25 protein-coding genes are annotated in these 26,247 nt (G+C 70.6%); 1 reads left to right on the top strand and 24 read right to left on the bottom strand.

Translation table 11 applies throughout. The annotated features are described in order from the left end of the window. The coding region (locus tag KDM41_01715) for a hypothetical protein (protein MCB1182119.1) at window positions 1–1,709 on the top strand (1,709 nt) is incomplete at its 5' end. A gap of 77 nt (window positions 1,710–1,786) precedes the next feature. Here the strand turns inward: KDM41_01715 and KDM41_01710 are convergent. The 24 genes from KDM41_01710 to KDM41_01595 all read right to left on the bottom strand — a co-directional run. Beyond that, on the bottom strand, window positions 1,787–2,953 hold the full coding sequence (locus KDM41_01710) for a hypothetical protein (protein ID MCB1182118.1): 1,167 nt from the start codon (window positions 2,951–2,953) through the stop codon (window positions 1,787–1,789). Between the two features lie 219 nt (window positions 2,954–3,172). Further along, window positions 3,173–3,628 carry a TerB family tellurite resistance protein gene (locus tag KDM41_01705; GenBank protein ID MCB1182117.1) on the bottom strand — a complete coding sequence of 152 codons (456 nt, stop codon included), beginning with the start codon at window positions 3,626–3,628 and terminating at the stop codon, window positions 3,173–3,175. Between the two features lie 22 nt (window positions 3,629–3,650). Next, the gene (gene alr / locus KDM41_01700) at window positions 3,651–4,823 is read right to left on the bottom strand and encodes an alanine racemase (GenBank protein MCB1182116.1); all 1,173 of its coding nucleotides are present in this window, start codon (window positions 4,821–4,823) and stop codon (window positions 3,651–3,653) included. Then, entirely contained in the window at window positions 4,816–5,349 is a 534-nt protein-coding gene (locus KDM41_01695) for a transcriptional repressor (protein ID MCB1182115.1), read from the bottom strand. The genes alr and KDM41_01695 overlap by 8 nt, the downstream gene beginning before the upstream one ends. A gap of 133 nt (window positions 5,350–5,482) precedes the next feature. Beyond that, on the bottom strand, window positions 5,483–6,307 hold the full coding sequence (locus tag KDM41_01690; GenBank protein ID MCB1182114.1) for a hypothetical protein: 825 nt from the start codon (window positions 6,305–6,307) through the stop codon (window positions 5,483–5,485). A 40-nt stretch (window positions 6,308–6,347) separates the two neighbouring features. Continuing rightward, window positions 6,348–7,451 (bottom strand): response regulator, encoded by a 1,104-nt coding sequence (locus tag KDM41_01685; GenBank protein ID MCB1182113.1) that lies wholly within the window; start codon window positions 7,449–7,451, stop codon window positions 6,348–6,350. Window positions 7,452–7,525: 74 nt separating this feature from the next. Then, complete coding sequence (locus KDM41_01680; GenBank protein MCB1182112.1) at window positions 7,526–8,614, bottom strand: hypothetical protein; 1,089 nt, start codon at window positions 8,612–8,614, stop codon at window positions 7,526–7,528. Between the two features lie 248 nt (window positions 8,615–8,862). Further along, entirely contained in the window at window positions 8,863–9,771 is a 909-nt protein-coding gene (locus KDM41_01675) for a hypothetical protein (GenBank protein MCB1182111.1), read from the bottom strand. After that, window positions 9,768–10,517 carry a hypothetical protein gene (locus KDM41_01670; GenBank protein MCB1182110.1) on the bottom strand — a complete coding sequence of 250 codons (750 nt, stop codon included), beginning with the start codon at window positions 10,515–10,517 and terminating at the stop codon, window positions 9,768–9,770. Before KDM41_01670 ends, KDM41_01675 begins: the two co-directional genes overlap by 4 nt. Before the next feature lie 43 nt (window positions 10,518–10,560). Beyond that, the gene (locus KDM41_01665) at window positions 10,561–10,740 is read right to left on the bottom strand and encodes a hypothetical protein (GenBank protein MCB1182109.1); all 180 of its coding nucleotides are present in this window, start codon (window positions 10,738–10,740) and stop codon (window positions 10,561–10,563) included. Window positions 10,741–10,930: 190 nt separating this feature from the next. Next, a complete protein-coding gene (locus KDM41_01660) occupies window positions 10,931–11,776 on the bottom strand; it encodes a hypothetical protein (GenBank protein ID MCB1182108.1) in 846 nt (281 codons plus the stop codon). Window positions 11,777–11,808: 32 nt separating this feature from the next. Next, window positions 11,809–12,576 carry a hypothetical protein gene (locus KDM41_01655; protein MCB1182107.1) on the bottom strand — a complete coding sequence of 256 codons (768 nt, stop codon included), beginning with the start codon at window positions 12,574–12,576 and terminating at the stop codon, window positions 11,809–11,811. A 16-nt stretch (window positions 12,577–12,592) separates the two neighbouring features. Continuing rightward, window positions 12,593–13,708 carry a hypothetical protein gene (locus KDM41_01650; protein ID MCB1182106.1) on the bottom strand — a complete coding sequence of 372 codons (1,116 nt, stop codon included), beginning with the start codon at window positions 13,706–13,708 and terminating at the stop codon, window positions 12,593–12,595. A gap of 66 nt (window positions 13,709–13,774) precedes the next feature. Beyond that, complete coding sequence (locus KDM41_01645) at window positions 13,775–13,978, bottom strand: hypothetical protein (GenBank protein ID MCB1182105.1); 204 nt, start codon at window positions 13,976–13,978, stop codon at window positions 13,775–13,777. A 318-nt stretch (window positions 13,979–14,296) separates the two neighbouring features. Then, window positions 14,297–14,590, bottom strand: a complete 294-nt coding sequence (locus KDM41_01640; protein MCB1182104.1) for an HU family DNA-binding protein — start codon at window positions 14,588–14,590, stop codon at window positions 14,297–14,299. 159 nt (window positions 14,591–14,749) lie between these two features. After that, entirely contained in the window at window positions 14,750–18,667 is a 3,918-nt protein-coding gene (locus KDM41_01635) for a hypothetical protein (protein MCB1182103.1), read from the bottom strand. Next, window positions 18,667–19,623, bottom strand: a complete 957-nt coding sequence (locus tag KDM41_01630) for an ROK family protein (GenBank protein ID MCB1182102.1) — start codon at window positions 19,621–19,623, stop codon at window positions 18,667–18,669. The genes KDM41_01635 and KDM41_01630 overlap by 1 nt, the downstream gene beginning before the upstream one ends. Next, on the bottom strand, window positions 19,620–21,116 hold the full coding sequence (locus KDM41_01625) for a hypothetical protein (GenBank protein ID MCB1182101.1): 1,497 nt from the start codon (window positions 21,114–21,116) through the stop codon (window positions 19,620–19,622). Before KDM41_01625 ends, KDM41_01630 begins: the two co-directional genes overlap by 4 nt. 2 nt (window positions 21,117–21,118) lie before the next feature. Then, window positions 21,119–22,000 (bottom strand): acetyl-CoA carboxylase carboxyltransferase subunit beta, encoded by an 882-nt coding sequence (locus tag KDM41_01620; GenBank protein ID MCB1182100.1) that lies wholly within the window; start codon window positions 21,998–22,000, stop codon window positions 21,119–21,121. Between the two features lie 45 nt (window positions 22,001–22,045). After that, a complete protein-coding gene (rimI, locus tag KDM41_01615) occupies window positions 22,046–22,585 on the bottom strand; it encodes a ribosomal protein S18-alanine N-acetyltransferase (GenBank protein ID MCB1182099.1) in 540 nt (179 codons plus the stop codon). Beyond that, window positions 22,578–23,366 (bottom strand): tRNA (adenosine(37)-N6)-threonylcarbamoyltransferase complex dimerization subunit type 1 TsaB, encoded by a 789-nt coding sequence (gene tsaB / locus KDM41_01610; protein MCB1182098.1) that lies wholly within the window; start codon window positions 23,364–23,366, stop codon window positions 22,578–22,580. Before tsaB ends, rimI begins: the two co-directional genes overlap by 8 nt. Continuing rightward, window positions 23,360–23,893, bottom strand: a complete 534-nt coding sequence (gene tsaE / locus KDM41_01605; protein MCB1182097.1) for a tRNA (adenosine(37)-N6)-threonylcarbamoyltransferase complex ATPase subunit type 1 TsaE — start codon at window positions 23,891–23,893, stop codon at window positions 23,360–23,362. Before tsaE ends, tsaB begins: the two co-directional genes overlap by 7 nt. Window positions 23,894–23,896: 3 nt before the next feature. Beyond that, window positions 23,897–25,492, bottom strand: a complete 1,596-nt coding sequence (locus tag KDM41_01600; protein ID MCB1182096.1) for a bifunctional response regulator/alkaline phosphatase family protein — start codon at window positions 25,490–25,492, stop codon at window positions 23,897–23,899. 13 nt (window positions 25,493–25,505) lie between these two features. Next, a partial coding sequence (locus tag KDM41_01595; GenBank protein MCB1182095.1) for a HAMP domain-containing histidine kinase occupies window positions 25,506–26,247 on the bottom strand: 742 nt, incomplete at its 5' end.

Here is a 26,247-nt window from a genome sequence, read left to right as displayed (position 1 = left end):
AGACGCCCTCGCCCGAGCTCATGGCCGAAGCCGGCCGCCGCAAGGGCCTGCCGCCCGCCCGGGCCCTGCTCCTGGCCGCCATCGCCGTCGCCCTCTTCATCGGCGGCACCCACTGGGCCGCCCGGCTCTCGTCGCTGGCCGTCCTGCCCCTCGACAAGCGCCCCGAGGTGCTCATCGATCGGGCGCGCGAGGTCATCGCGGCGGCCGGCTACGACGAGGACGTCTACCGCGATCCCGTCGACCGGGCCTGGGGCCTGATCACCTGGAACGACGTGCTGCGTGAGGTGGGCGCCGCCGACTCGACCACGTCCCGCTGGCAGGCCCTGCGCGAGCGTCCCGATGCCGCCAGCCTGTGGTACCGGCAGTCGCCCGAGATCATCGTGCCCAGCCCGCCCAACGGCCCCATCCTGGTGCGGGGCCAGGTCGATCTCACCAATCCCCCCCCCACCCGGTCCGGGGAGATCATCGTCGTGCTCGACCTCGCGGGCCGCCTGCGGCGACTCGAGGTCATGCCCCGCCGCTTCGCCACAGAGGGCCCGAGCGAGCCCGACTGGAACGTCCTGTTCGCGGCGGCCGACCTGGACACCGCCCGCTTCCGCCCCACCATGCCGCGATACCAGCGCTTCATGGCGCCCGACGTGCGCCGCGCCTGGCTCGGCACCCGCATCGAACAGCCGGAGATCGAGCTGCGGGTCGAGGCCGGCGCGAGCGAGGGCCGCCCCGTCCTGTTCAACGTCGCCACCGAGGAGGGGCTCGCGTCCCTCACGACACCGCCCGTGCGGCAGGAGTTCGGCACGAGCCACCTGATCTTCGGCGTGGCCCAGCCTCTGCTCATCCTGCTGATCGTGTATGGGGCCGGCCGGGCCAGCAACCGCAACGCGGCCCAGCGGCGCATCGACAAACGGGGCGCCGTGCGCTTCGCGGTCATGGTCTTCGTGCTCTTCGTGCTGGGCGAGGCGCTCGGCTCGCACACCTTCTTCACGCCCCTGTGGGCCGACGAGTTCTGGCCCATTTTCGTGGGCGCCACCTTCACCGGAGCCATCGCCTTCGCCCTGTACGGAGCCGCCGAGCCCATGGGCCGGCGCATCTGGCCCACCATGTTCGTCTCCTCGAGCCGCCTGTTCAGCCAGCCCCGCATCCCGCGCCGCGACCCCCTCATCGGCCAGTCGATCCTGGTCGGCCTGATCGCCGCGGGCGTCGCCTTCCTCATCGGGGGCCCCCTGCGCTGGAGCGTCCTGCCCCATCTCACCGGCGGCCCCTTCCCCCTGGCCGGCTTCGACGCGGACCTGCTGCTGGGCCAGCGCCTGGCCCTGTCGACGGTCTTCAACCAGGCGCTGCTCATCGGGTACTTCTTCATCCACATCATGGCGCTGGTGCTGATCCGCGCGCTGGTCAAGCGGCCCGTGATCGCCATCGTGCTCACCCTCGCCGTGTGGACCCTGCTCTCGGGTCCGGGCGACGCCAAGGCGGTGGCCTTCGGGCTGGTCAACTCGGCCATCTCCCTCGCCGTGCTGCTCCGGTGGGGCTTCGTGGCCATGATGCTCCAACGCATCGTGCTGGGCTGGGCCTGGGCCGCGCGCCCCGTCGACCTCGACAGCTGGTATTCGCAGGGCTCCCTCATCGTCGTGGCCGCGGTGATCCTCCTGGCGCTCTACGGGGCCTGGGCCGCCGTCGGCGACAGCGAGAGCCGCCGCCCCGACGGCGCCTGAACCCGTCCCCAGCCGAAAAACGGCCCCCCCGCCCGGAGGCGGGAGGGCCGTCGGCCAGGCTGACGCCGGTGGAACGGCTACCGCACCGCGTCCTCCGCCTCCTCGTCGCACAACGTCGTCCAGCGTCCGGTGAAGAATCCGCCGGGCGTGTCCTCGACCGCGAAGGCCTCGCCGCCGAGCAGGCCCTCCACGGTGCCCGCCGCGTTCACCCAATGCGCCTCGAAGCCGGCCAGTCCGTCGTCGGTCGCACCGGGCGTCCAGGTGCCGCGGAACAGGCCGCGGAAGTGGCCGCGCGGGCCGATGTACTTGCCCACCAGGACCCGGTTGCCTTCGGCGTCGATGCCGTAGCCGCCGCGCAGATGGCCGTGCAGGCGCCCGTCCAGCTCGCGCCACAGCCCGGCGAACACGCCGTACTGGGTCCCGTCCGCCGCCGCGAGGCTGTCCGGCCGGTCGGCGGGCAGACGCCGCCACATGCCGTCCAGGAATCCCTTCGGGCAGAAGGCGATGTCCTGCAGCCCGAAGCCGGCCACGGCGACCATGTTCCCGCCCACCTCGTAGACCTCTTCGAGCCCGACGAGATCGGCCACGGGAAGGTCCAGGACGAAGTCGCCGAGCGCGATGTGCAGCACGTTGGGGTCGAGGGACGGATCATCGTCCGGACGCTCGCCGATCTGCAGCACCACGCCGTCGAAGCCGCAGGCCGTGTGGGACACGACGCCCACGGTCATCGGATCCAGGCGCGGGAAGATGATGTGGTCGAGGGGGCGCTCGAAGCGGATCACCCGCCGCACCAGCAGCACGCCGCGATCGACATGGAACGAGCCCGTCCAGTCGGTCACCTCGCACGGAGGCTCCACGGCGAGGGTGTCCATCATGTCGCGCAGCATGCCCCAGCGCAGGTGCACGAAGGTGAAGCGGGGCCGGGTCGTGTCGGCCGGATCGGGCGCCATCTCGCCGCGGCGCAGCATCTCGCGCACGGCCGGATCGTCGGCGACGGGATCGGCGATCTCCTCGCCCTCGCCCGCGAGGGACATGGCCAGCAACGCCTCGTCGGCGAAGGCCTCCTGTTCGTCGCTGGCCGTCAGGCCGCCGTAGGGGTCGCTGAAGTCCAGGGCCGCGTAGTCGTCGCCGCCGGCGGCGGAGACGGCGGGGTCGGCCGCGTCGTCGCTGCAGCCGGCCAGCAGGCCGAGCGCCAGCAGGGCGGCGGCCAGGATCAGGGCCGGACGGGTCGGGTGGTGCATCATCGTGGTTCCCTCCTCGTGGGATTGGTGGTCTGCCCCTGGGACATGGGTGGGGTCTGTCGTCCGCCGGGCCCATGCAGACGCGATGCCACGATTTCGCCGCATCCGCAAATCACATATCGACAGGGAGTTGAGATGATCGCGACCGCCCGGCCGCCCGCAGCGGCGGCCCGAACCCGTACCTGGAGGGACACCCGAGCCTCCGCCCGGTACACCCGGCGGCTACAGGCCGAGGTCGCGCTTGACCTGCACCTTGAGGGCCATCAATTCGTCGAGGCGCACGCCGAGCAGGGTGCCCAGCTTGTGCATGAGGGCGTCCTCGTGGGACTCGAGCACGCCGTCGCTGTAGACGACCCGCCACAGCAGCTCCACGATGGCGAGTTTCCGCTCCCGCGTGTAGCTGTCGTTGACGAGGCGGGCGAACTGGTAGAGGTCGCCGCTGCGCCGCCGTTCCTCGTCGGCAACGGCCAGCAGCCCGGAGGTTTCCGCGGCGGACAGCCCGAAGCGCCGGCCCACCACCGCCATGACCGTCTGCACCTCGTCCTCGCTGTAGTCGTCGTCGGCATGGGCGACCTCGAGCAGCAGCGCGCAGGTGGCCACCTGCAGACGCTCCTCCTCGCTGACCGCCGCGGCCGGCGCGAGCTTCTCGTCGAAGAACTGCTTCAGGGATCCGAACATGGGTTCTCCCAACGCTGGTCTGTCAATCCGCGCCGCGGGTCCAGGTCTCGCCCGGCCAGGTCAGCACCTCGTAGGCGATGGTGCCGACGTGGTCGGCCAGCATCTCGGCGGTGATCGTTTCCTCGCCCTGCCTGCCCAGCAGCACGGCCTCGTCGCCCGCGCACGCCCCGGGCACGGCCCCCACATCGACCATGCACAGGTTCATGCACATGCGGCCGACGAGCGGCGCCCGACGACCGCGGATCAGCACGTGGGACCGGCCGCCGAGGGCCCGCGGCAGGCCGTCGGCATAGCCGAACGGCAGCACCGCCACGCGCGTGTCGGTCATGGCCTTCCAGGTGCGCCCGTACCCCACGGTCTCTCCCGCGGGCACGTCGCGCACCTGCGAGACGCGGACGGCCCAGGTCAACGCGGGACGCAGGTCGATCTCCTCGCGACCGCGGCTGCGCACGGACACGCGGGTCTCCCGGCTGGGCCAGATGCCGTAGGCCCCCACGCCCACGCGCGCGATGTCGCCGTGGGTGCGGTCCCAGACGAGGGCCGCGGCGCTGCAGGTCATGTGGCGCGCGACGTCCGGGTGGCCGTGCTCCCGCAGGGTCGCCGACATCTCCTCGAAACGCCGCATCTGCGCCTCGGCGAAGGCATGATCGGTGGTGTCCTCGATGTCGGCGAAATGGCTCGAGACGCCGACCAGTTGCAGGCCCGGCGCGCCGGCGAGGATCTCGCGCGCCGCCGGCCACTCCTCGGGCCGCAGCCCCTGCCGATTGACGCCCGTGTCGATCTTCAGATGGATCCGCAGCCTGCCCGCGGCCGGAATCGCCGCCGCCGCCGCCCGCAGCAGGTCCAGCCCCGGCACGATCACCTCGACGCCGCGCGCGGCCGCGGCCGCCGCCTCGGCGCCGGACACCGGCCCGAGCACGATGATCGGCGCCGTCACGCCCCCGTCGCGCAGGGCCGCCGCCTCGCTCCAGGCGTGCACCCCGAGCAGGTCGGCGCCTCCGGCCAGGAAGGACTCGGCGGCAAGCAGAAGGCCGTGGCCGTAGGCATTCGCCTTGACCACGGCCATCAGCCGTGTGGGCGGCTCCACCAGACGGCGGAACTCCCCGATGTTGTGGCGCAGGGCTGCCCGGTCGACGCGGATGGTCAGCCAGGGCCCGTCATGCAGGTTCCCGGAATCGGGCGCCGCGTCAGGCACCCCGGGCTTCGGCGGCCTTCGCGTTCTTCCGCCGGTCGCAGGCTTCCTTGTCCTTGCAGGCACCGTACAGCTCCAGCCGGTGGCGATAGATCGCGAAATTGTTCTCCTCGGCGAGCTTCTCCTGGAGCGCCTCGAGCCGGGGGTTGAAGAATTCCGAGATCATGCCGCACTCGAGGCAGATCATGTGGTCGTGGTGCTCGACGTCCGAATGCCCCTCGTAGCGGGCCAGGCCGTCGCCGAACCGACGTTCCTCCACGAGATTGCTCTCCACCAGCAGGTGCAGCGTCCGGTACACGGTCGCGTAGCCGATGCGCGGGTTCACCTTCTTGACCTCGTTCAGCAGCTCCTCGACACTGATGTGGCCCTTCAGGCGGAAGAACGTCGCGACGATGGTATTCCGCTGGCGCGTGGTCTTCAAGCCCTTGCGCTGGATGAATTCGGCGAAGGCCGCTTCCTTCTCCCGCACCCGTTCCTCGTGCTGGGCCTTGTCTCCAGCCCTGCTGGTCGCGTTTTCGTTGGGCGTCATGCGAAAACCTCATTTGAGAGTCGAAAATGAAAACTGTTTTCGTCTATGGGAGATTAATCCTGTCCGGGCTCCGTGTCAAGAAATCAGCAGCGGTCCCGGGGGCCGGGACCGCTGTTGAATACCGGAAGTCGAACTACTGGAAGCGTATGCGGACGGCGATGTTCCGGCCGTCGGGCAGATACCAGACCCGCCCGGACTCGTCGAGCAGGAGCACATCGCTCCCCCGATGCAGGAAGTCCGCGGTCTCGACAGTGGCGCTCCAGGTGCGCCGGCTCCCGGAGAGGCGGTACATCCGGCCGGTGCCGGCGTCGGTGACCCACATGTTCCGCCCATCCCAGCCGAGCCCGACCGGCGAGAATCCCGGCGTCACGGCCGAACGGGTGATTTCCTCCACCTCGGGGTCGAAGCGGTCGATGCGGCCGTTGTCCCGGTCGGCGATCCACACGAAGCGCCCGTCGAAGGCCATGTCGCAGGGCCGGTGTCCGGGCAGATCGTAGGCCTCGTCCACCTGCCAGACGTCCAGGGAGTCGACCCCGATCCGGTACAGGATCGAACTGCCGTCATCGGCATCCCCGCTGCTGTAGAGGAACTCGCCGTCCCAGGCCAAGCCCCGGTCGAGCACGCCGCTGAAGTCCTCGCGGCGGAACATCACGCCCAGGGAGTCCTGGAAGACCAGATGCGTCTCCCGCTCGCCGCTCGCGCTGAGGGTGTCGGCCACGTCCATCAGGACGGCCAGGGTGTCGGGGCCCATCCAGGTGATGCCGGCCACGCGGCCCACCGGCGGCAGGTGCAGCGTGTCCAGTGCGACGAATCGCACGTCCACACCCGGATCGTCGCCGCCGGACTGGGCCCGTCCGTCGCCGGCGACGACGGCGGCCGCCAGCAGGACGGCGGCCAGGAGGACGGCGCCCACCAGCGCATCGCGCCGGGACTCGTTCACACTGCGTGCATGCTCCATCGGCTCTCTCCTCGGTGGCCGGTCCACGTCCGGCCCGACATCATTGCGGGCCGGCGGCGCGCCCGCGCTGCAGGCGTCGTCCCTCGGCCACGACCGCCTGGATCCGTTCCAGGGTGAGGGGTTTCGCGACTCGGCCGTCGATGGCGGACGCCGGCGGCTGCGCCGCGCCTTCCTCCTGCCAGCCGGACATGAGGAAGATCGCCAGGCAAGAGTCGCCCGCCCGCAGGCGCGAAGCAAGTTCCAGTCCATCGACGCCGGGCAGGTTGCGGTCCACCAGGGCCACCTCGGGCCGGCGTTCGGCACAGAACAGGAGGGCGGCGTCGGCGTCGCGCGCCGTGCGCACCGCGCAGCCGCAGGCCGCAAGCACGTCCCGCAGCATCTCGCGCACCACGATCTCGTCGTCGACCACCAGGACGTCCGTCCCGGCGACCGACTCCGTCTCCACCGGCGCGTCGGACATGGGAGCGGCGGCCGTCCCCGCGGGCAGGACCACTTCGAAACATGCGCCGACGGCCCCGGTTCCCCGCCGGAGATCGGCACCGTGACGCCGCAGCAGCTGCCGGCAGGCGGCGAGACCGATGCCCCGGCCCGGAGCGCCGCTGCCGCTCTCCCCGGGGGCGAACACGTCGCATCCTTCTTCGTCGGGCAGGCCCGGTCCGTCGTCGGCCACCCGCAGCACCAGCCGCCCGGAGCCGCCCGGCACGACATCCAGGTCGAGGGTGCCGCCGTCGCCCAGGGCCTCGCGCGCGTTGAGCACCAGGTTCACGAGCACCTCGCGCAGCACCTGGGCCGGCACCGCCACGCTCCAGCCATCGTCGAGTTGGCTCCGCCAGGTCCAGTTCGGGTGCCGGTCGGGCCAGGCCAGGAGCCGCGCCTCCGCCGCGACGGCCGCGAGATCGCAGGCGTCGGCGACCGGTTCGGCGCCGTGCGGAGCGAGCCGGCGCAGCATCGCCGCCGCATCGGCCGCCGCGAGCAGGATCGCGTGCAGGTGCCGTCGCCGCGCCGGATCGGTCTCGCCGGCGTGCAGCAGACCCGCGCGGCCGGTCACGACCGCGAGCATCTGGTTGATGTCGTGGGCGACGCCGGCCAGCCGCAGCTCCACGTCTGCGGGTCGGTCCGGCGCGCCCGGTCCGGGCACAGCCATGCCTCGTCCTCCTCGGGGGCCATGCGCCCATCTTCCGTGGCGCGTCGCGATCTGTCAATCGGGGGGAAACCGGGTCAGGCGGTGTGCGAGACGACGGGACGCGAGGCCAGGGCGAGTGCGAGCGCCGGCCGGCCGCCCACATCGACGACCGCGATCTCCGCGCCCGCCGCGCTCACGAGTTCGGCGGGCACGAGGAAGCCGGCGAGCCGCTCGAGGTCCTCGCAGGCGCCGGTGTCGGCTTCCCGGGCCGCGACGAGCCGGGTCCGACCGGCCACGGCCCCGGGCACGGGCGTGGCGCCATCGGCCGCGGCGATCAGCAGGTCCAGTCCCGCCGATTCCGGGCCCGACGCGATGGCGATGGTCAGCGGGTGATCGGGACAGGCGAGCCCCAGGGCCCGGGCCGCCTGCGTGACCAGGCTTTCCAGCAGGTCCGGGTCGGCGTCGATGTCCGCTTCCGCGAGATCCGGAGCGAGGAGCACGGTGCCGAGACCCTGCAGGCGGGCCGTGAGTTCGACCAGGGCCAGGGTCCGGGGCCGCGGCGTCGCGAACAGGTCGCGTCGGGCCAGCAGATCCTGGCTCCACTCCACGGTGCGGTGCAGACGCCTCACGTTGCGCAGGGCGATGGAGAGCATCTTCAGCGGCCCCCGCGGCGGAACGCCGTCGGGACCGAGACCGCCCATCTCGCCCTCGAGCACCTCGAGGGCCGTCTTGATGGCCGTCAGAGGGCTCCGCAGTTCATGCCCCAGGAAATGCAGGTACGAGTCCTGCGGCGCCTCGGGTCGCGGCTCCGGCCGCGGGTCGCCGCGGAGACTCCGCGCCCGCGCGATCGACGAGCGCAGCGCCAGCCGCAGATTGGACCCGTCGGCGTCGATCGCCTCGAGCAGCAGCCAGGCGGCCGGCGCGCCGGGCAGGGGGCGTCCGCCGGTGATGCAGATCAGGGGGGCGGCGGGACCCACCGCTCCCCCTGGACCATGGGGCAACGTGCCCGCGGCGATCATGCGCTCCGCGGCATCGGCGTCGGCCAGGATCACCGCGTCGCCGTCGTGGACGGTCGGGGTCGCCCCCGCGGACGGGACCGCACCGGAGGTAACGCCCCACTTCATCAGCAGGAAGCGCACCGCCGCCGTGTTCCGCTCTTCTCCGTCCAACAGCACGTGGGACAAGGCCCGACCTCCGCGAAACGCACGCGCACCGACGCGCACACCCCCCGGCCCGCAAGGGTCGTTCCAACTGGATCCCGATGGATATCAACGAGTTAACACGTCGACAACACCCCTCATGCGGTGCCTTCGGAAACGGCGGGGAATCATGGGGAAGCAGCGGGAACAACACCGTCCCAGGGAGGCCCAACGTCATTCGCAAGACGCGGTGAGGCAGGACGGGCAATCTGCAACGGCGTTTCGTGCCGGGCTCAGTCGACCACTTCCCGCGCCTTCTCGCGACCCTGACGGCGGCCCGGACTGTCCAGCCGCCACGACAGCGTCGCCCGCCATTCGGCGTAGCGGTCGAGGGTGCCGGCGAGCTCGTGCTCGAAGCGCAGCCCCACCGCGCCGTCGGCGGTCCAGGGCAGCCAGCCCTGGAGACCGACGACCTGCGACGCGCGGTCGTTCTCGTTGCGCAGATTCCAGAACAGCTCCCAGCGCGAGCCGGGGCGTCCGTAGAAGGCGCAGGTCGCACCGAAGCGGTACCCGCTGGGGAATGCGGCCGGATCGAGCAGGTCGCGTCCGCTGTCCCCGTGCATCAGGTAGCCCGCCTCCAGTCCGGCCTGCCAGCCTCCGCCGAGGACCAACGGCTTGCGCGCCTCGATGCGGAACGGAATGCTCTGGGAAGAGACCGGATAGAGCCGGTCGCTGCTCGAGGGGAGCCCGAGGGCGAGGCCGTAGTCCACGCCCCGCACCAGCGGCAGCACCATGGGGCCGGTCACGCCGACCTCGATCTTGCCGAAGCCGGACAGGCGCTTCTCGTCGGGCCACCCCGGTTCGGCGCCTTCCCCCACCACCCACGGCCAACGGCTGCGGACCGGGGTCTCGCCGGTGTCGAAGGTCAGGTGGGGCAACCGCAGGAAGAACGTCGCGTCGTCGCCGGCCGGCAGCACGATGGTCATCAGGAGGCGTTCGGTGGTCCAGTCCCAACGGGAATCGGCGGCGTGCGAGAAGTCGAGCACGAGGGCCAGACGGCTCGTGGAGTCGGCCGGCGTGAAGAAGGGCATGGGGTCGAGATGAAGCATCTGGGCCGCGGCCGGTCGGCCGCCGAGCGCCAGGAGGCCCAGGACGGCCAGGGCCAGTGCGGCGCCGGCGCGGGGCCGCGGACTCGGTCTCACCGGGGCGCCTGTTCGATCAGCCGAACGACCCCCGCATCCTCGAAGTAGCACTTGATCACCTTGCGGCCTCCGGGCAGGTCTTCCTTGGCAACCACGACACCGCAGTCCTCCCAGGCCAGATGGAGGACGCACTGCCCGACCTCGTAGGTCTCCCACGGCCGGTAGGGCATGGCCGTCTCCGGATCGAGTCCGGCGAGCATGGCGGCGTACTCGTGGATCGGTTCGGGGGCCGCCTTCTCGTCGTCGGCAGCGTCATCGGACCCGTCATCCGACCCGCCGTCCATTTCGTCATCCGACTCGTCATCCGACTCGTCGTCCAACGTCGCCCGCGGGCCGTCGGTTCCCACTGCGCCGAATTCGTCCCCGGTGCCCCGCGCCGCGGCCCGCGCCGCCATCATGGCGGCCGGGCTGTCCCACGGCAGATCGTCTTCCGCAGCGGCGGTCGCCTGCCCGGAAACGCCGGCGGCCCCCGTCCCGGCAGGGGCCGCCTGATCCTGGTCGCCGCCGGCCGCGCCACCCCGCGCCGCCGGCGTCGTCATGTCATCGCCGCTGTCCTGCGCCGCGTCGTCGGCGCCGCCCCCGGACTCGTCTCCCTGCAGGTCGGCACCGCTCAGCTTGGGCAGGAAACCCTGGCACTGCGGGCACCGGAACCAGATGACGCCGTCGTCATCGTCCCCGTCCCCGGTCGGCACGACTTCCATGTCGAGCCAATCCTTGCAGACCGAACAGTATTGCCTGGACTTCATTTCCTCGTTCCACCGCAGTGGCTCCGGTCAGGGGTGGGGGCGCTCAGGGATTGATCTTGCAGCAGCCGTCGGCGTCTTCCTTCGACATGTACCGCATTCCGCACACGAGGCACTTGTTGGGGCCGTCGATGCGGCCTTCGGTCTCCGCCTTCGTCAGCAGGCGTTCGTACTTCACGAAGCTTTCGTCACGCACCAGGATTTCTTCCTCTTTGACGCTGGCCATTGGCTCCTCCTTGGCTCGGTTTAGCGTCTGTCCCGCCGAAAGCCCCAACCCAGGGACCCGATGGTACGGCCGGACACGTGATGACCCGCATCCTATAACACGACGGGCACTTAGTCAACCTGTGGCGATGGATTAACGAATTTGGCACGGAGTTTGTCGTGTCGTGCGGCGGCGCCGGGGCGCTCCCGGGTCAGGACTCGGCGGCGTGGGATTCGAGGGGTCCGGATCCGGCGTTGTCGGCGGCGACCATGGGCTCGAGCCGGAACAGATCGCCGAGGTCGGACAAGCCGAGGTCGCGCGCCACCGACAGCGCTTTCATCAGCACGCCCGCGGTGGCCGCGGCGTCGTCGGCGGCGCGGTGCGGATTGTCGTGGGCGACTTCGAAGCGGCGAGCCAGATCGGGCAGGCTGCGGCTCGTCAGCTCGGGCCACAGGGTGCGGGACAGTTCGAGCGTGCACAGCCCCGTCACCGCCGGACGCACCAGGCCCCGGCGCGCGAATTCCCAGCGCAGGAACGGCAGGTCGAAACGGATGTCGTGGGCCACGAAGACATTGCCGTCGAGAAGGGCATGCACCTCCTCCGCCACGTCGCTGAAGGTGGGTGCTCCTTCCAGGTCGTCGTTGGCGATGCCCGTCAAACGCCCCACCCAGGGCGGGATCGGGCGGTCCGACCAGACCAGGGTCGAGAAGCGGTCGAGGATGCGCCCCCCCTTCACGCGCACCAGACCGATCTCGATGATCTCGTCGACGCCGATCACGCTGCCGGTGGTTTCGAGGTCGACCACCGCGAAGGTGGCCTCGTCGAGCCTCTGCTGCAGGAGCGGCGAGCCCAGCACCGTCCAGCAGTGATCGTGGGTCTCGACGAAGCGCGGATCGGCCGCCAGCAGGGCCCGCACCACGACCTGCGTCTCGGGCATCTCGTGGCGGCGCGCGCCGAAGAGACGCCGGGCGATCGCCGGCGTCGGCAGAGGCATCGGTTGACCCAGCAGGTACTCGTGCGCCTCGGCCCGAAACTGGTTCAGGTCATGCGAATTCATCAAATGATTATACCACGTCGCGTGGCCGGCGGTCAATCGACCGGGCCGAGGACGGGCTGGGCCCCGGTGCCGAATCCCACCAGCTCCAGCACGTCGACCCGAACCCGCGGCGGCGGCGGCTTGAGCCGGCGCGACGGCGGATCGAGCTCCGATTCGGCCCGGATCCGCTCGGAAACGTAGGTCAGGCCCAGGAAGGGGATGTCCGGATGGACCGCCGCAACGATCTCCCGGGTGGTGACCTGGCGCATCAGGCCGGCCGGCAGACGGGCCTCCTGGGTGTCGGCGGCGGCCATCACCCACTGGTCGCACAGGAACTGGCGCCCCAGGACGATCCGGGTCGTGGGGTCACGCGGAGTGACCGAATCGGGCACGAAATCAGAAGCGAGGGACGCCGCGACGAGGGGATCGTCGCGCAACTCGTCCGCCCCGAGGGGGACGGCCTCGCCGCCGCGCCACTGCACGGCCGAGACGATGGCGTCGACGAAGGTGCCGCGGCGTTCGCGCAGGTCGCGGGAGACCTCCAGCCGCACCCCTTCGCCGGCCACGGGCCGCAGGGCGCCGTCCACGTCCTCGAGCGGCACCAGCTCGAGCAGCAGGCGCCCTTCGCCGTCCTCGGCCAGGCAGGCGACGCGGGTCAGCGTCTCCTCGCGGCGGCCGCCGGCCAGGGACTGGCCCCGGTACTCGACCCAGTCGCCGGGCGCGATGCGCAGGGGAAGCTCCGGCTGACGCCAAAGGGTGAACACGTCGAGGGCGCGGACCGACCGCGCCCCCGACAGGCTCAGCAGCACCAGCAGGACCACGAGGGTCCGACGGTGCCTAGTGCTTGATCTTTTCCCAGTACGTCGCATAGTCGAAGTTCGGGCTGTTCTTGGCGTCGTGGCAGGTCACGCACGAGTCCTTCGCCTGGGCCACCCACTTGCCGTCGCGGGCGTGCTCGGTCCCGTAGCCGTGGCACGCCTCGCACTGCACGTTCACCAGGCGGTTGTAAGGCGCCTCGTCGCTGTACCCGTTCTTGTACATGTAGCCCGTCGTGTGGCAGCTCAGGCACTCGGGCTCGTTGCTCTGACCCTTGCTGCGGATCGTCGCGAACGCCTTGCGGTGCGGCGACTCCACGTAGGCCTGCCAGGCGCCCTCGTGACACGACATGCACGACCGCTCGCCGAGGAAGTCCTCCTTCTCGGAACCGAGATTGCGCGGGTATTCCGCGCGCTTGGACTCCTTGAAGGTCACGAGTTCCTCCTTGTACTTCTCGACCGCGGCCTTCACTTCCTCGTTGTCCGGAATGGCATCGTCGAGGCTGGTGACGCCCACGTCGATGGCCATGACCCGCCCGGTCCCCTCCTCGATGAAGAGGTTCGCCCGGCCGATGTAGCGGCCCTCGTGGGTCGCGGCGAACATGGCCGTGTCGTCCAGCACCCGCTCGGTCTGCAGACTGCGGTAGGTGTGCCCGACGACGCAGATGTCGATGCCCTTGACTTCCTTGATGGCCGGCTCGGTGTTGTTCTCGCCGAGGTGGCCGAGCAGGATGATGCAGTCGGCCTCCTCGCGCACCCGCGGCACCAGCGCCCGCAGCGTCGCCACCGGATCGTCCACCGTGAACTCGGCCTCGTCCGCCGTCATGGTGATGATCTTCAGGCTCGGGTCGAGCACGCTGACGATGCCGTAGCGGACACCGTTGCGTTCGACGACCAGGTACTCCGGCAGGATCAGCTCGCCGGCCGCATCGCGCACGTTGGCATTGGTGAACGGCAGCTGGTACTTGCCGATCATCTCGCGCAGGAACGGCAGACCGAAGTTCAGGTCGTATTCGCCGAGACCGATGGCGTCATAGCCCAGGTCGCCGGTCATGCGGCACAGGAACTCGGTCTGGTGCTGCTCGTCCTTCGTGCGACGACCGAACAGGTCGCCCGCATCCAGCATCAGGAAGGGCACGTTCTCTTCGTAGAAACTGTCCAGATAGCTGGCCCTCCGGGCCAGCCCGCCACGCTGCTTGGACTTTCACCCACAGGGCTCGATCTTGCCCTTGATGTCGGTGGTGTACAGCAGGGTGACGTTCTTCCAGTTCTTCACCTCGCCCTCGCCGGACTGCGCCCGGACCTCGTCGGCCAGCATCAGGGCCGCTGCCCCTGCCGTGAGCAGGAAGACGGCCGCCAGTATCGGCACCCAGCGCACGTCGCGCCGGTGGTTCCCGAACTTCAACATGTGATCCAAACCTTTCCTGGATGGGCATGTGCGCCTGTCCGCCGGGACAGACGCCGACGGGCCGGAGGAACCGGCCCGCCCCGCGAAAGTTCCGCAGGGTGAAGTATAACGGCTATGGGATGCCGGGGCAACCGATCCCCGGCGCTCCGTTGCGGTCCGGGTCCGGCTCCGGACCCTTGCGGGACCGATTCCGGAGCGAATCCGGAGCATTCGCCCGAAACCGCCCCCGCGTCGCCCGAAAAAAGGACGGGGACGGCCCGGAAGCCGTCCCCGCATGTCCCTGGCGGCACGCCGTGCGCCCGCCGGTCCGGGACCGTTCTACTTCTGCACCCGATCCTTCAGGCTCTTGCCCGCGAGGAAAGCCGGGTACTTGGCCGCCGGGATGTTGATGGTGGCACCCGTCTGGGGGTTCCGTCCCGTCCGCTTCTTGCGCTTGCGGCGCTCGAAGGTCCCGAAGCCGGTGATCTGCACGCGGTCGCCCTTGGCGACGGCCGAGGCGATGATCCCCTCACGCGGAGCCGTGGAGAAGAGAGCATCGACGGCGCGCTTGGCCGCGGCCTTGCTCATGCCGGTCTTGTTGGCCAGTTCTTCGGTCAGTTCCGTCTTGTTCATTGTGTCACCTCCTTTCGTTGACCCGGCCATCAAACCGCGCCATCTCGGGAACTGTCAATACCTATATCGGGAAAATCCCGCCGTGGCGGGATTTTCCCGGGGGTGGCCGCCGGATCGCCCGCCACGGCGGGCGATTCGCCGGGTCCCTGCGTCCGGTTTCTAGAAGACGCCGCCGCCGAGACCGCCGGGGACGGTGCCGAAGTTGTCGCGGCCGCGGGCGAACTTGAGGTCGGGGATCGACTTGAGGTAGATGCGGAAACCGAACTCGGAATTCGTGGCGCTGACGGTGCGGTTGAATTCGAAGCGCCAGCAGTGGAGTTCCCGATTCAGGCTGTACTGCTGCCGGATGGTGTTGCCTTCGGCCAGGTCGAAGCTCGCGTTGTAGCTGAGGTCCCAGTTCGCCGTCAGCCGCGCGCGCATGTTCACCGAGGCGCTGGCCGTCTTGCGGGCCTCGCTGCCGCCGCTGGCGTTGGTGTAGTTGTAGGAGAGGTTGCCGCTGACGTCGAAGGGGATGAAGCGTCCGCCCTCGGTGGGATCCTTGGCCGCGTCGCCGCCCACCCGCCCCGGGCGGTTGTACATGTCGTAGAAGGAGCTGTTCTCGCCATCGAAGTTCTCGACGTCGCCGTAAGCGTCCTCCACGGCGACCCCGTCCCCGAACGGGTCGGCCGGCACCGAGTCGGGCGCCGCGGCGGCGAGGTCGACCCCGAGCCGCGCAATGGCCTCGTTCCGCTGCTCCTCCTGCCGCTCGGGCACCTGCCCCACGTCGAGCCGTCCCGAGAAGTTCAGCCCGTAGGAGAAGCGCGTGCTCTTGAGGGCGAACAGGTACGGATCGATGGAGTTGCTCACCTTGAGCTTCAGGTAGCGGCTCTCGCCCGGCTTGATCGTCAGGTCGCTCGAGATGTCGCCCCACTCGGTGCCCGGTCTGGCGTCGGGATCGTAGGACGTGCGCAGGCCCCAGTCGATGACGCCGTCGAGCTTCTTCTCGGTGAGCGTGGTGTCCGAATCGGCCGAGAGGTACTTGAGGTCGAAGCGGTTGTCGAAGCCCAGCGAGATGCTCGTGCCCTGGCGCTGCTTGTCACCCAGACCCGGAGTCGCGTTGAACGAGGTGTTGAAGCGCGCCGTGTGGCGCAGCGCCCGCAACCGCCCGACCTGCAGGGGGAAGATCCCGTACAGCACCGTGCCGACGGTGGTCGCGAAGCGCAGGCTCGGGCGGGTGTCCTCGGCCACGTCGGCGTAGCCGGTGGCGAAGCCGCCCGCTGGCAGGTTCTCGTCGGGGGACCAGACCGTGCCGGCGTCCTCGCTGCGGGTCCAGGTCTGGCCCGCATTGGCCGAGAAACTGACGTTGAAGATCCCCAGACGCGGCGGCCGGTAGGCGAGCGACCAGGTGCCGCTGGCGGCGTAGTCCTTCGTGTCGTGGTTCTCGTAGCCCTGCCGGCTCGACCGGAAGGAGTAGCCCTGCTGGAAGTAGACGTTGCGCAGGGTGTTGCCGACGAAGCTGCCCTCCTCGCCCCGGCGCAGGCCGGGCGCCAGGGTGATCTGGCGGAAGTTCAGCGAGAGGCTCGGCAGGGTCATGGAGTAGATCAGGTTGTCGGTGGCGGGGTCGTCGTCGGTGGCGTTGACGCGCTCGTCGCGGCTCATGTTCAGGCTCGCGTTGGCGAGCTTCCAGCTGCGGCTCAGATACGCGTTCGAGGACAGCTGGCCGCTCACGATGTCGCGGGCCCGCGACCCGTTGAGGTCGTTGGACGAGAGGGTCGTCGAGGCCATCTTCACGTCGGCGCGGAACTTGTAGTCATCCCACAGGATCGGTTGGTTGTGGTTCCAGCGGAACTGCCACTCGCTCGTGTCGGAGTCGTCGCCGAGTCCGATCTTGCGGGCGTAGTCGATGCCGCCGTTGAAGCCGTAGCGCTTCACGTAGCGGTTCTGCAGACGGTAGGCGAATTCGCGCCGCTCGTTGTAGTCGCCCTCGACCAGGAAGTCCATGTAGTCGTTCGTGGCCCAGTAGTAGCCGAAGTCGCGGATGTAGCGCCCTTCCCGGCTCGACCAGCCGAAGTCGAAGTTCGGGAAGAGGATGCCGGACTGCCGCCCCTGCTTCAGGCTCTTGTAGTAGAAGGGCAGGGCGAAGACCGGGACGTGCCCCACACGCAGCACGATGGGCTGGGCGACCACCTTGTCCCCCGGGCGCATCTTCATGTTGCCGGTCCAGAAGTGGTAGTGCGGGTCGTCGCGGTCGCAACTGGTCATGCGCCCCCCGCAGATCTTCATGGTCTGGTCCTCGAAGCGCCGGATCTCGTCGCCCACGTAGTAGTAGTCGTCGAAGGCCGTCACCCCGTCCTGCACCGCCGCGCTCTTGTGCTTGAAGTTGTAGCCCATGCGGCGGCCGGCGATGGTGTCGGTGTCCTCGACGAGCGGCTCCCGGTCGGCGTAGAGCTCGCGGTCGTCGGTGTCGAGCTTGATGTGACCGGCCTTGAGGTTCAGGGTGCCATACTCGAGATGGGCCTCGTCCTCGAGCTCCATGGTGCGGTCGGCCATGACGAAGGTCACGGTGCGCCCGCCGTACTTGACCTCCTGCGCCGCGGCGAGGAAGTCCATGGCCGCCTGGCCGGTGTCGTAGCCGGCCGAGGCCAGGGAATCGAGGGCCGCGGCGAGCAGCGAATCGAGCACCCCGTCGGCCATCTGCGCCACGGGCAGCCCCATGGTCCCGGCGAGCGAATCGATCTCCGCGGAGAGGGAGTCGGCGACGACGCCGGTGCTGTCCTCGCGTCCCCGCGCGAGCAGGTCGGCCATGCGGCGCGACTTGCCGAGCATCTCGCGCATGGCCGCCACCCGCGCGAAGCGGTAGCGGCCGTCGGCGTTGCCCAGCACCTTCACGCGGGCCACCTTCTGCCGGCGGAAGAAGATCGTGATCGTGTCGCCGGTGACGTCGTTGGTGGCGACCTCGTCGCTCAGGTCGCGCGGCGTGTAGAGGCTGTGGGCGTTGCCCACGACCACCGAGCGGCGCAGTTCGCGGTTCTCGAAGTCGACCGTGATCGAGTCGCCCTCGAGCACATCCATGGTGGGCAGGCCCTGGTAGACGGCGGCGAGGGAGTCGGGACCGGCATCCTCCATGCGGCCGTTGCCGACGATGATGAGCTGGCGGAGCTCGCCGTCGCGATAGCGGAAGTCGAGCTGGTCCCCGTACATGACGCTCTGGTCCCCCATGGCCACGCTGGGCGAGCCGGTCAGGACCATCCGCTCGCGTCCGTAGGCCACGGCCGTGTCGGCGCGGGCCAGGGTCTGGCCCTGGCGGATGCGCACCGAGTCGACCATGACCACCCGGTCCTCGGCCCGGAAGAAGCGCATCAGGCCGGCCTCGCTGCGCACGGCGCCGCCCGACTGCTCGCGACTGACCAGCACGGGATCGCGGTCGACCTCGGCCACCTCGCCGCCCTCGTGGAAGACCGCGTGCCGGCCCGTGATGAGGTTCTGCGCGCCGGGCTCCATGATCTTCACGTTGCCGAAGGCCTCGCCGTGGCCGGTCGCACGGTCCTGGAAGATCGTGTCGGCGCGCACCGAGTAGTCGGGCGTCACGAGCAGGGCGTCGTCCATGAGGCGCAGGTAGCGGCCTTCCAGGCGCGACTCGCCCCGCCGCCCGGTGCCGATGACCTCGCCCTCGACGAGGCGCACGTTCCCGCGGAAGTCGCCCGTGCCGAAGGTGCGGTTGTAGCGGGCCCAGTCGCAGGTCAGGACGGCCGGACCGCGCGTCAGCCGGACGCGGCCGACGAACTCGTAGAGCTCCCGGTCGCGGTAGTAGAAGGCCGAGTCGCTGGCGGCGGTCGTGGTGTCGCGGTCGATGAACACGTTGCCGTACATGCAGGAGACGGGTTCGCCCTCGATGACACGATCGATGAAGCGGTCGGCCCGGAGGCGCGAACCGCCGCCGGGGGCCTGGGAGAGCCCGGGCCCGGCGGTCAGGACCAGCAGTGCGGCGGTCGCGAGCAGGGGTCCCAGGAACGCGCGGCCGGCGGAGCGGCCGGCACGGGGCGGGGATGCGGGAGAAGGCGCCGTCCGTGGCGGTTGCTGCCGTCCGTGGCCCTTCATCAGCCGCCGGCCCCGAGATCGCGCGCGAGGGCGGCGGCGCCGCGCGCGGCGGCCAGGTGGCCCAGTTCGGCGGCGACGATGGGGACGTTCTTCGCCTCGGCGGCCAGCACGAGACGGGGCGCGATCTCGCGGCAGGGCGCGAGGATGAGGTCGCCGGCGCGCGCCACGCCGCCGCCGATGATGACGCGGTCGGGATCGAGGATGTTGACCAGATTGCCCACGGCCTGGCCCAGGCGCCGCCCCGCGCGGGTGAAGACCGCGCGCGCGTCGGCATCGCCGGCCTCGGCGAGGGACGCCACGTCGGCGGTGGTCAGGTCGTCGCCGCGCCGGGCGACCAGTTCCGCCAGGGTGCCGGTGGCCGTCTCGCGCACGTGGCGCAGCAGGCCGACGCTGCCCGCGTAGGCCTCGAGGCAGCCCCGGCCGCCGCAGGTGCAGGGATCGCCGTCGGGGTCGAGCACCGTATGGCCGATCTCGCCGGCGCCGCAGTGGGCGCCGATCACCAGTTCGCCCCCGACCATGACGCCGCCGCCCACGCCCGTGCCCAGGGCGATCATCACCAGGCCGGCGCAGTCTCGGCCGGCCCCGTGGCGGGCCTCGCCCCACAGGGCCGCGTTGACGTCGTTGGCGCAGGCGCCGGGAACCTCGCCGAAGGCGGCCCGCAGGGCGTCGGCCAGCGACGAGTCCTCCCAGCCGGGCAGGTTGGGCGAGCGGCCGAGCGTGCCGGCGACCGGATCGACGATGCCGGCGCAGGCCAGACCGACCGCCAGGAGACGGGGGTGCCCCGCACCGCCGAGCGGCCCGGCCATGGCGGCGGCCACGTCGGCCAGCGACCCGACCAGGTCGTGGGGCCGCGTCGGCACCTCGTCCCGGTGCACGACGGCCCCGTCCGCGTCGGCCAGGACCAGCTTCATGGCGGTGCCACCCACGTCGATGCCCAGGGTCAGGTTGCGGCTCACGTCGAGTCCTTTCGGCCCGGGTCCGCACCCGGGACCAGCCTGGCGAGCACCGGTCCCGCCGGGAGAGCGGTGCGGGTCGCGTCGAGGTCGTCCCAGCCGAGGCGGTGCAGCACCTCGGCCACGGTGAAGCAGCTGCCGGTGACGAGGACCCGGTCGTCCGGCGTCAGTCCGGCAGCCAGGGCCGTCAGCCCGGCGCCCATGTCGCCGAACACCACGCCCGGCGCCGACCAGGGCGCGTCGGCCGGCGCCGCGGCGATGCCGGCCCCGGCGAGCACCGCCCGCAGTTCGTCCGGCGTCCGCGAACGCGGCAGGCTCACGGGCACCGCGAACACGTGGTCGGCGGCGGCCAGCCGCCGCGAGGTGGGGAGGTCCAGATCCTTGTCGTACATGGCCCCGAAGAGGACGACCCGTCGTCCCGCGCATGGTTCGGCCGCGAACGTGGCCAGGGCGTTGCCCAGCGCCTGGGCGTTGTGGGCGGTGTCGAAGAGCCAGTCCGGCGCCCGCAGCACGCGCTGATACCGCCCGGGCAGGAAAAGATTCCCCAGCGCCCCGGCCACGTCGCCGGGCAGGAGCGCGGCGCCGCGGGCGGCCTCCAGTTCGGTCAGGGCCAGCAGCGCCAGGGCCACGTTGCGACGCATGACCGGGGTGCCCGGATCGGGCAGGTCGCCGTACACGCGATCGCGCAGGGTCAGCTCCCAGGTGACGTCCCGCGGTCCATCTTCGGGCCAGCGCGCCAGTTCATCCAGAAAAAAACAGGGACTGCCCGCGGTCACCGCCGCGGTGAATGCCTGCCCGCGCAGTTCGGCGTCGAGGCCCGCGAAGAGCGGCACGCCGCGCTTGAGCAGGCCCAGCTTCTCCGCCGCGATCTCGGCCCGGGTCTCGCCCAGGATGCGCTGATGATCAAGGCCGACGGTCGTCAGCAGTGTCGCCACGGCCGGCAGGGCGTTCGAGGCGTCGAGACGGCCGCCGAGGCCGGCCTCGCAGCAGAACCACTCCGCGCCCGCGTCGCGGGCGATCTGCAGGGCCAGCGCCGTGAGGGTCTCGAACCAGCTCGCCGCGTGCTTCTCGGTCAGCGGCCGGATCGCGGCCACCCGCCGCGCGAAGTCGTCGGGGTCGACGCTGCGGTCGTCGAGCCGGATGCGCTCGTAGACGTTCAGCAGATGCGGACTGGTGTAGGTGGCCACGCGATGGCCCGCGGCCTGGAGCAGGGTCGCCACGATGCGGGTGGTGCTGCCCTTGCCGTTGGTGCCGGCCACGACGACGGTGCGCAGGTCGCGCTCCGGGTGGCCGAGGTCCTCCAGCAGGCCCTCGATGCGCTGCAGGCCGGGCCGGATGCCGAAGCGGTTCAGGGAGAAGAGCCAGCGCGTGGCCTCGTCGCGGGCGGCGAACGGCGGCGGCAGGTCGACGCCCACGCCCGGCTCGCCGGGATGCGAACCGCGCGGCAGGACGGGTGCGGCGGGGTCCCCCTCCGGGCGGGGCCGGTTCAGGGACATGGTCAGCCCCGCGGCGGGTGGGGCACCGAGACGTCCCGGCCGTCGACGAACCAGTGCAGGGTGCGCTCGAGGGTGTCCTTGAGATTCCGGCGCTCGGTGATGATGTCGACCATGCCGTGTTCGAGCAGGAACTCGGACGACTGGAAGCCCTCGGGCAGATCGCCGCCGATGGTCTGCTTGATGACGCGCGGGCCGGCGAAGCCGATCAGGGCGCCCGGTTCGGCCACGTTGATGTCGCCGAGGGTGGCGTAGCTCGCGGTGACGCCGCCGGTGGTCGGGTTGGTCAGGATCGAGATGAAGGGAATGCCCTCGTTGCGCAGGCGCGCGAGCACGGCGCTCGTCTTGGCCATCTGCATCAGCGAGAGCAGCGACTCCTGCATGCGGGCGCCGCCGCTGCGGCTCAGCACGAGGGCGGCCTCGCGGTGCTTGAGCGAGTCGAGCAGCGCGCGGGCGATCTTCTCCCCCACCACCGAACCCATGCTGCCGCCCATGAAGCTGAAGTCCATGATCGCGGCCGAGACCGGGATGCGGCCGATGGCGCCACGCCCCGTGATGACGGCGTCCTCCTTGCCCGACTTCTGGCGCGTGGCCCGGATGCGGTCCTTGTAGCGCTTGGAGTCCTTGAAGTCGAGGGAGTCGACGCTGGTGATGCCGGTGTGGGTCTCGTGCCAGCTGCCTTCGTCGAAGAGGAGCTGGATGTACTGCTCGGTGGTGAAGGGCAGATGATGGCCGCAGGACCCGCACACCCAGAGGTTGCGGTCCAGTTCGCGGTGATAGAGGATCTCCGAGCACTTGGGGCACTTGCGCCACAGGTTGTCCGGAATGTCCTTCTTCTGGCTGGTGAGGGCCTTGATGCCCTTGGCGGCCTGTGTCAACCAGGACACGGCGTCCTCCCGGGATGCGGGTCCGTCTTCTCGTATCCGGGTAAATTAGTCCCAATCAGGGCGTCGGGACAACCCTAATCCGTCGGTGGCGGGATTCCCCGCCTGGCCGCTCGCCGACGCCATCTGCTGCAGCGGACCCACCATCACGAGGGCGTCCTCGCCGTTGTCGGCGTAGTAGCGTTCCCGCACCCCCACCGTGGTGAAGCCGTGCCGGGTGTAGAAGGCCAGGGCCCCGGAATTGCCCCGCCGGACCTCGAGGGTGGCCTCGACGAGGCCCTCGGCCAGCCCCTGCCGGGCGGCGGTGGCGAGCAGTTGGCCGGCGAGGCCGCGCCGCCGGAAATCGGGATCGGTGGCGAGGTTCAGGATGTGCAGCTGATCGACCACCCGCCAGGCCATGAGGTAGCCCCGCACCCGCCCGTCCACCTCGGCGACGAGCGGGATTCGCAGGGGATCGGGCTGGAGCTCGCCGAGCAGGGAAGCCGGCGTCCACGGGTCGCTGAAGCTGCGCCGCTCGAGGGCCGCGACCACGGGCAGGTCGCTCGGGTCGCCCGGCCGCACACGGATCTCGCCCACGGGCTCAGTCATGATCCCGCCGCCGCGTTTCGTGGGCCTCGATCCCGGCCGCCGGCTCCGACGGCGTCAGGTCGAGCCGACGTTTGACCTCGGCGTCGGAGACGCGCATGTAGTCCGGCACGAGGGAGAACGGATGGGCATCCGGGAGGTCGGCCGCGCCGAGGGCGCGGGCCAGGGCCGGCGCCGTGGCCGGATGGGCCGTCGACCAGCGCCGCAGGGCGGGTTCCGGCGTGTCGCGCAACTCGGGGCGCAGGGACTCGCCCTGGCCCAGCAGGAGGGCCGTGCCGTCGCCCCCGTAGACGGGGGCGTCGGGGTCGGCGACCGCCGCGACGACGCGCCCCCACCAGGCGTCGGGGGTGGCCGCCTCGGGCGTCGCGAGGGGACGCACCCAGGCGCCCTCGCGCCGATACAGCCCGCAGAAGATCTCGCCCCGCCGGGCGTCGAGGCTCGGGACGGCCAGGTCGGCATCGGGCGCGTCGGCCAGCAGCGCCGCGGCCATGGCCTCGAGCGAGGTGACGCCCACCAGCCGGCAGCCCAGCGCCCAGGCCAGCCCCTTGGCCGTGGCGACGCCGATGCGCACCCCCGTGAAGCTGCCCGGGCCGGTCGTGACACCGATGGCCGTCAGGTCGGCCCGGCGGCGACCGGTCGCGGCCAGCATCTCCTCGACGACGGGCAACAGCGCGTCGGCATAGCTGCCGCTGACGTTCAGGGGACGATAGGCCAGGGTGCCGGTGCCGTCGGCCAGGGCGAAGCGCCCGTGCCGCGTGGCGGTGTCGAGGGCCAGGTTCAGCATGCCCGTTCCTCCCGCGGCGGGAACAGGGCCGCCCAGCCGGCCGGCAGCTCCGGCCGTGCCCGCAGCAGGAACTCGCGCTCGTCGCCGCGGCCGGTGGGGCGCACCAGGATCTCGAACCGGGCCGCGGAACCGAGCCGCGCCAGCAGGGGCGAGGGCCACTCGATGAGGCCGACGGCCGCGCCGTCCCAGATCTCGTCGAGGATGTCGGGAACGCCGATGTCGTCGAGGTCGTGACCGGGCTCGACGCGGTAGAAGTCGAGATGCTGCACCCGCAGCCGGCCGTCGTAGGTGTTGACGAGGGTGAAGGTCGGCGAGACCACTTCCTGCGCCACGGCGAGCTCGCTGCAGATTCCCTGGACGAAGGCGGTCTTGCCGGCGCCGAGGTCGCCGAACAGCAGCACGATCTCGCCCCCGCGCAGCAGGCCGCCCACGCGGCCGCCGAGTTCGCGGGTCGCTCCCGGCGACGACGTGCGGGCGGCGCGGCCGAAGCCGGCCGGATCGGGCAGGATGTGGTCACCGGGCGCCACGCATCACCTCGGCCGCATGACCAGGAAGGGGCACATCATCTCCTCGAGGCTGATGCCGCCGTGCTGGAAGCTGTCCCGGTAGAGCCGTTCGTACTCGTGGAAGTTCGTCGGGTACACCAGGTAGTAGTTGTCGATGGTGATGGCGTAGTTCTCGATGGTGCTCTGGGGCGGCAGGCGGAACTTCTCCGGATCCTTCATGAAGTAGACCTTCTCCTCGTCCACCCCGAGGTTGTCGCCGAACTTGTAGCGCACGTTGCTGCTCGTGTCGCGGTTGCCGCGGATCTGCACGGCACGCTTGCACAGCTTGGACCCGTGGTCGGTGGTCAGGATGACCGTGCAGTCGCGCCGCGCGAGGCTCTTCAGCACGTCGAAGAGCTTCGAGTGCTCGAACCACGAGCGCATCAGGGTGCGGAAGGCCGCTTCGTCCGGCGCGAGCTCCTTCAGGATGCGGCTCTGGCTGCGGCCATGGGCCATGATGTCCAGGAAGTTGTAGACGCCGGCCACGAGGCGGGTGTCCCCGAGGCTGCCGAGGTTGCGGTGCAGGACGTCGGTGTCGCGCTCGTCGGAGACCTTGTAGTAGCGGCAGCTGCCGGCGGCCGGGCTGCCGAGCCGCGCCACGAGCTGCTCGAGGAGGTCGCCTTCGTGGGCGTTGCGGCTGCCCTCGTGGTTGGCCGAGCCCACCCACCAGTCGGGGTAGCCTTCGGCGATGTCCAGGGGGTAGAGGCCCGCGAAGAGGGCGTTGCGGGCGTAGGGCGTCGCGGTGGGCAACAGCGACCAGTAGCGCCGCCGCTCGGTGTGGTAGTACTGCTCGAGCAGGGGTTCGATCATGCGCAGCTGGTCCTCGCGCATGCAGTCGATGACGATCCAGAAGACCTGGCGGCTGGTCTCGATCTCGGGGGCCACCCAGGTCTCGAAGACCCGCGGCGAGAGCAGCGGCGCGTCGGCCGCCCCGGCCAGTTCGCCCGGCTCGCCCACGCCGGTGGCGCCCTCGGCGTTCACCCAGCGCTGGTAGTTCTCCCGGACGTAGCGGGCGAAGGCCATGTTGGCGGCCGTGTACTGGTCGTCGAGGGTCTCGAGCAGGCCGTGGTCGCTGAACTGGAAGAGGTCCATGCTCCAGGTCACCAGATCGGCGTAGATGGCCTCCCAGTCGGCCGGGGTGCGCGCGGCGGCGAAGCGATCGCCCAGGCCCATGAAGTTGCTCATGTAGCCCCGCGTGACCTCCTCGCCGGCCAGGCGGCGCGCCTCGAGCTGGCGCTTGAGCGCCGAGAGGATCTGCAGCGGCGAGACGGGCTTGACGAGGTAGTCGTCGATGCGCTTGCCGATGGCCCGGGTCATGAGGTCCTCGGCCTCGCTCTTGGTGATCATGATCACCGGGATGCGGGCGTTGACCTTGCGCAGTTCCTCGAGGGTCTCGAGGCCGCCCATGCCGGGCATCATCTCGTCGAGCAGCACCGCGTCGAAGTTCTTCTCGCGCAGGGTCTCGACCCCGTCGACGCCGTTGGTGACGCCCTCGACCTCGTAGCCCTTCTCGCCGAGATACACGACGTGGCTGCGCAGCTCCTCGATGTTGTCGTCGATCCAAAGAATCCGGAATGCCACCGGTGGTCCTTTCTCAGGAGGGTTCGGGCGTCGCGTCGCCGTGCGCCGGCAGGGTCACGAGGAACGTGGTGCCGTGGCTGCTGGTCTCTTCGACGCGGATGCGGCCGCCGTGGTACTGGGTCACGATGCGCTTGACGAGAGCCAGGCCCATGCCCCACCCCCGCTTCTTGGTAGTGTAGCCGGGCTCGAAGATCTTCGTGTTGTCCCGGGCGGGGATGCCCTTGCCCGTGTCGCTCACGTAGATGCGGACGCCGCCCTCCGGGTCGTCGTCGAGCCGCACCGAGATCGTGCCCTTGCCGTCGCGCAGGGCGTCGATGCCGTTCTTGATCAGGTTCTCGAGGACCCAGCCGAGCAGGTCGCGGTTGAAGGCCACCTCGTGGGTGACGGTTCCCTCCGAATGCAGCTGCACGCGGCCGCCCAGATGGGGCAGCCGGCGCCGGAAGTACTGCACCGTCTCCTCGACGACGCCCTTCAGGTCGCGGTCCTCGAGCTGCGGCAGCGAGCCGATCTGGCTGAAGCGGGCCGAGATCATGCTGAGGCGGTCGACGTCGCGGTTCAGCTCGGTCACGGTCTCGTCGCCCTTGCCCAGCCGGTCTTCCAGCAGCGCCACCCAGCCCATGATCGAGGTGAGCGGCGTGCCGAGCTGGTGGGCCGTCTCCTTGGCCATGCCGGCGAAGAGGGCCTTCTGCTCGGCGTCCTTCTTGTTCTGCAGCGCCCACAGGATAATCAGGAAGAACAGCGCCATCACCATCAGC

The sequence above is a fragment of the bacterium genome (assembly GCA_020440705.1).
Classification (GTDB): domain Bacteria; phylum Krumholzibacteriota; class Krumholzibacteriia; order LZORAL124-64-63; family LZORAL124-64-63; genus JAGRNP01.
This window is presented reverse-complemented; position numbering and strand designations above follow the sequence as displayed.

Excerpts from the sequence above, each read along its gene's own strand:
- rimI (MCB1182099.1), bottom strand. The coding sequence starts at position 22,585 with ATGACTGAGCCCGTGGGCGAGATCCGTGTGCGGCCGGGCGACCCGAGC.
- KDM41_01625 (MCB1182101.1), bottom strand. The coding sequence starts at position 21,116 with ATGTCCCTGAACCGGCCCCGCCCGGAGGGGGACCCCGCCGCACCCGTC.
- KDM41_01660 (MCB1182108.1), bottom strand. The coding sequence starts at position 11,776 with ATGAATTCGCATGACCTGAACCAGTTTCGGGCCGAGGCGCACGAGTAC.
- KDM41_01665 (MCB1182109.1), bottom strand. The coding sequence starts at position 10,740 with ATGGCCAGCGTCAAAGAGGAAGAAATCCTGGTGCGTGACGAAAGCTTC.
- KDM41_01635 (MCB1182103.1), bottom strand. The coding sequence starts at position 18,667 with ATGAAGGGCCACGGACGGCAGCAACCGCCACGGACGGCGCCTTCTCCC.
- KDM41_01710 (MCB1182118.1), bottom strand. The coding sequence starts at position 2,953 with ATGATGCACCACCCGACCCGTCCGGCCCTGATCCTGGCCGCCGCCCTG.
- KDM41_01705 (MCB1182117.1), bottom strand. The coding sequence starts at position 3,628 with ATGTTCGGATCCCTGAAGCAGTTCTTCGACGAGAAGCTCGCGCCGGCC.
- KDM41_01640 (MCB1182104.1), bottom strand. The coding sequence starts at position 14,590 with ATGAACAAGACGGAACTGACCGAAGAACTGGCCAACAAGACCGGCATG.
- KDM41_01690 (MCB1182114.1), bottom strand. The coding sequence starts at position 6,307 with ATGGAGCATGCACGCAGTGTGAACGAGTCCCGGCGCGATGCGCTGGTG.
- KDM41_01645 (MCB1182105.1), bottom strand. The coding sequence starts at position 13,978 with ATGTTGAAGTTCGGGAACCACCGGCGCGACGTGCGCTGGGTGCCGATA.
- KDM41_01695 (MCB1182115.1), bottom strand. The coding sequence starts at position 5,349 with ATGACGCCCAACGAAAACGCGACCAGCAGGGCTGGAGACAAGGCCCAG.
- KDM41_01685 (MCB1182113.1), bottom strand. The coding sequence starts at position 7,451 with ATGGCTGTGCCCGGACCGGGCGCGCCGGACCGACCCGCAGACGTGGAG.
- KDM41_01670 (MCB1182110.1), bottom strand. The coding sequence starts at position 10,517 with ATGAAGTCCAGGCAATACTGTTCGGTCTGCAAGGATTGGCTCGACATG.
- tsaB (MCB1182098.1), bottom strand. The coding sequence starts at position 23,366 with ATGCTGAACCTGGCCCTCGACACCGCCACGCGGCACGGGCGCTTCGCC.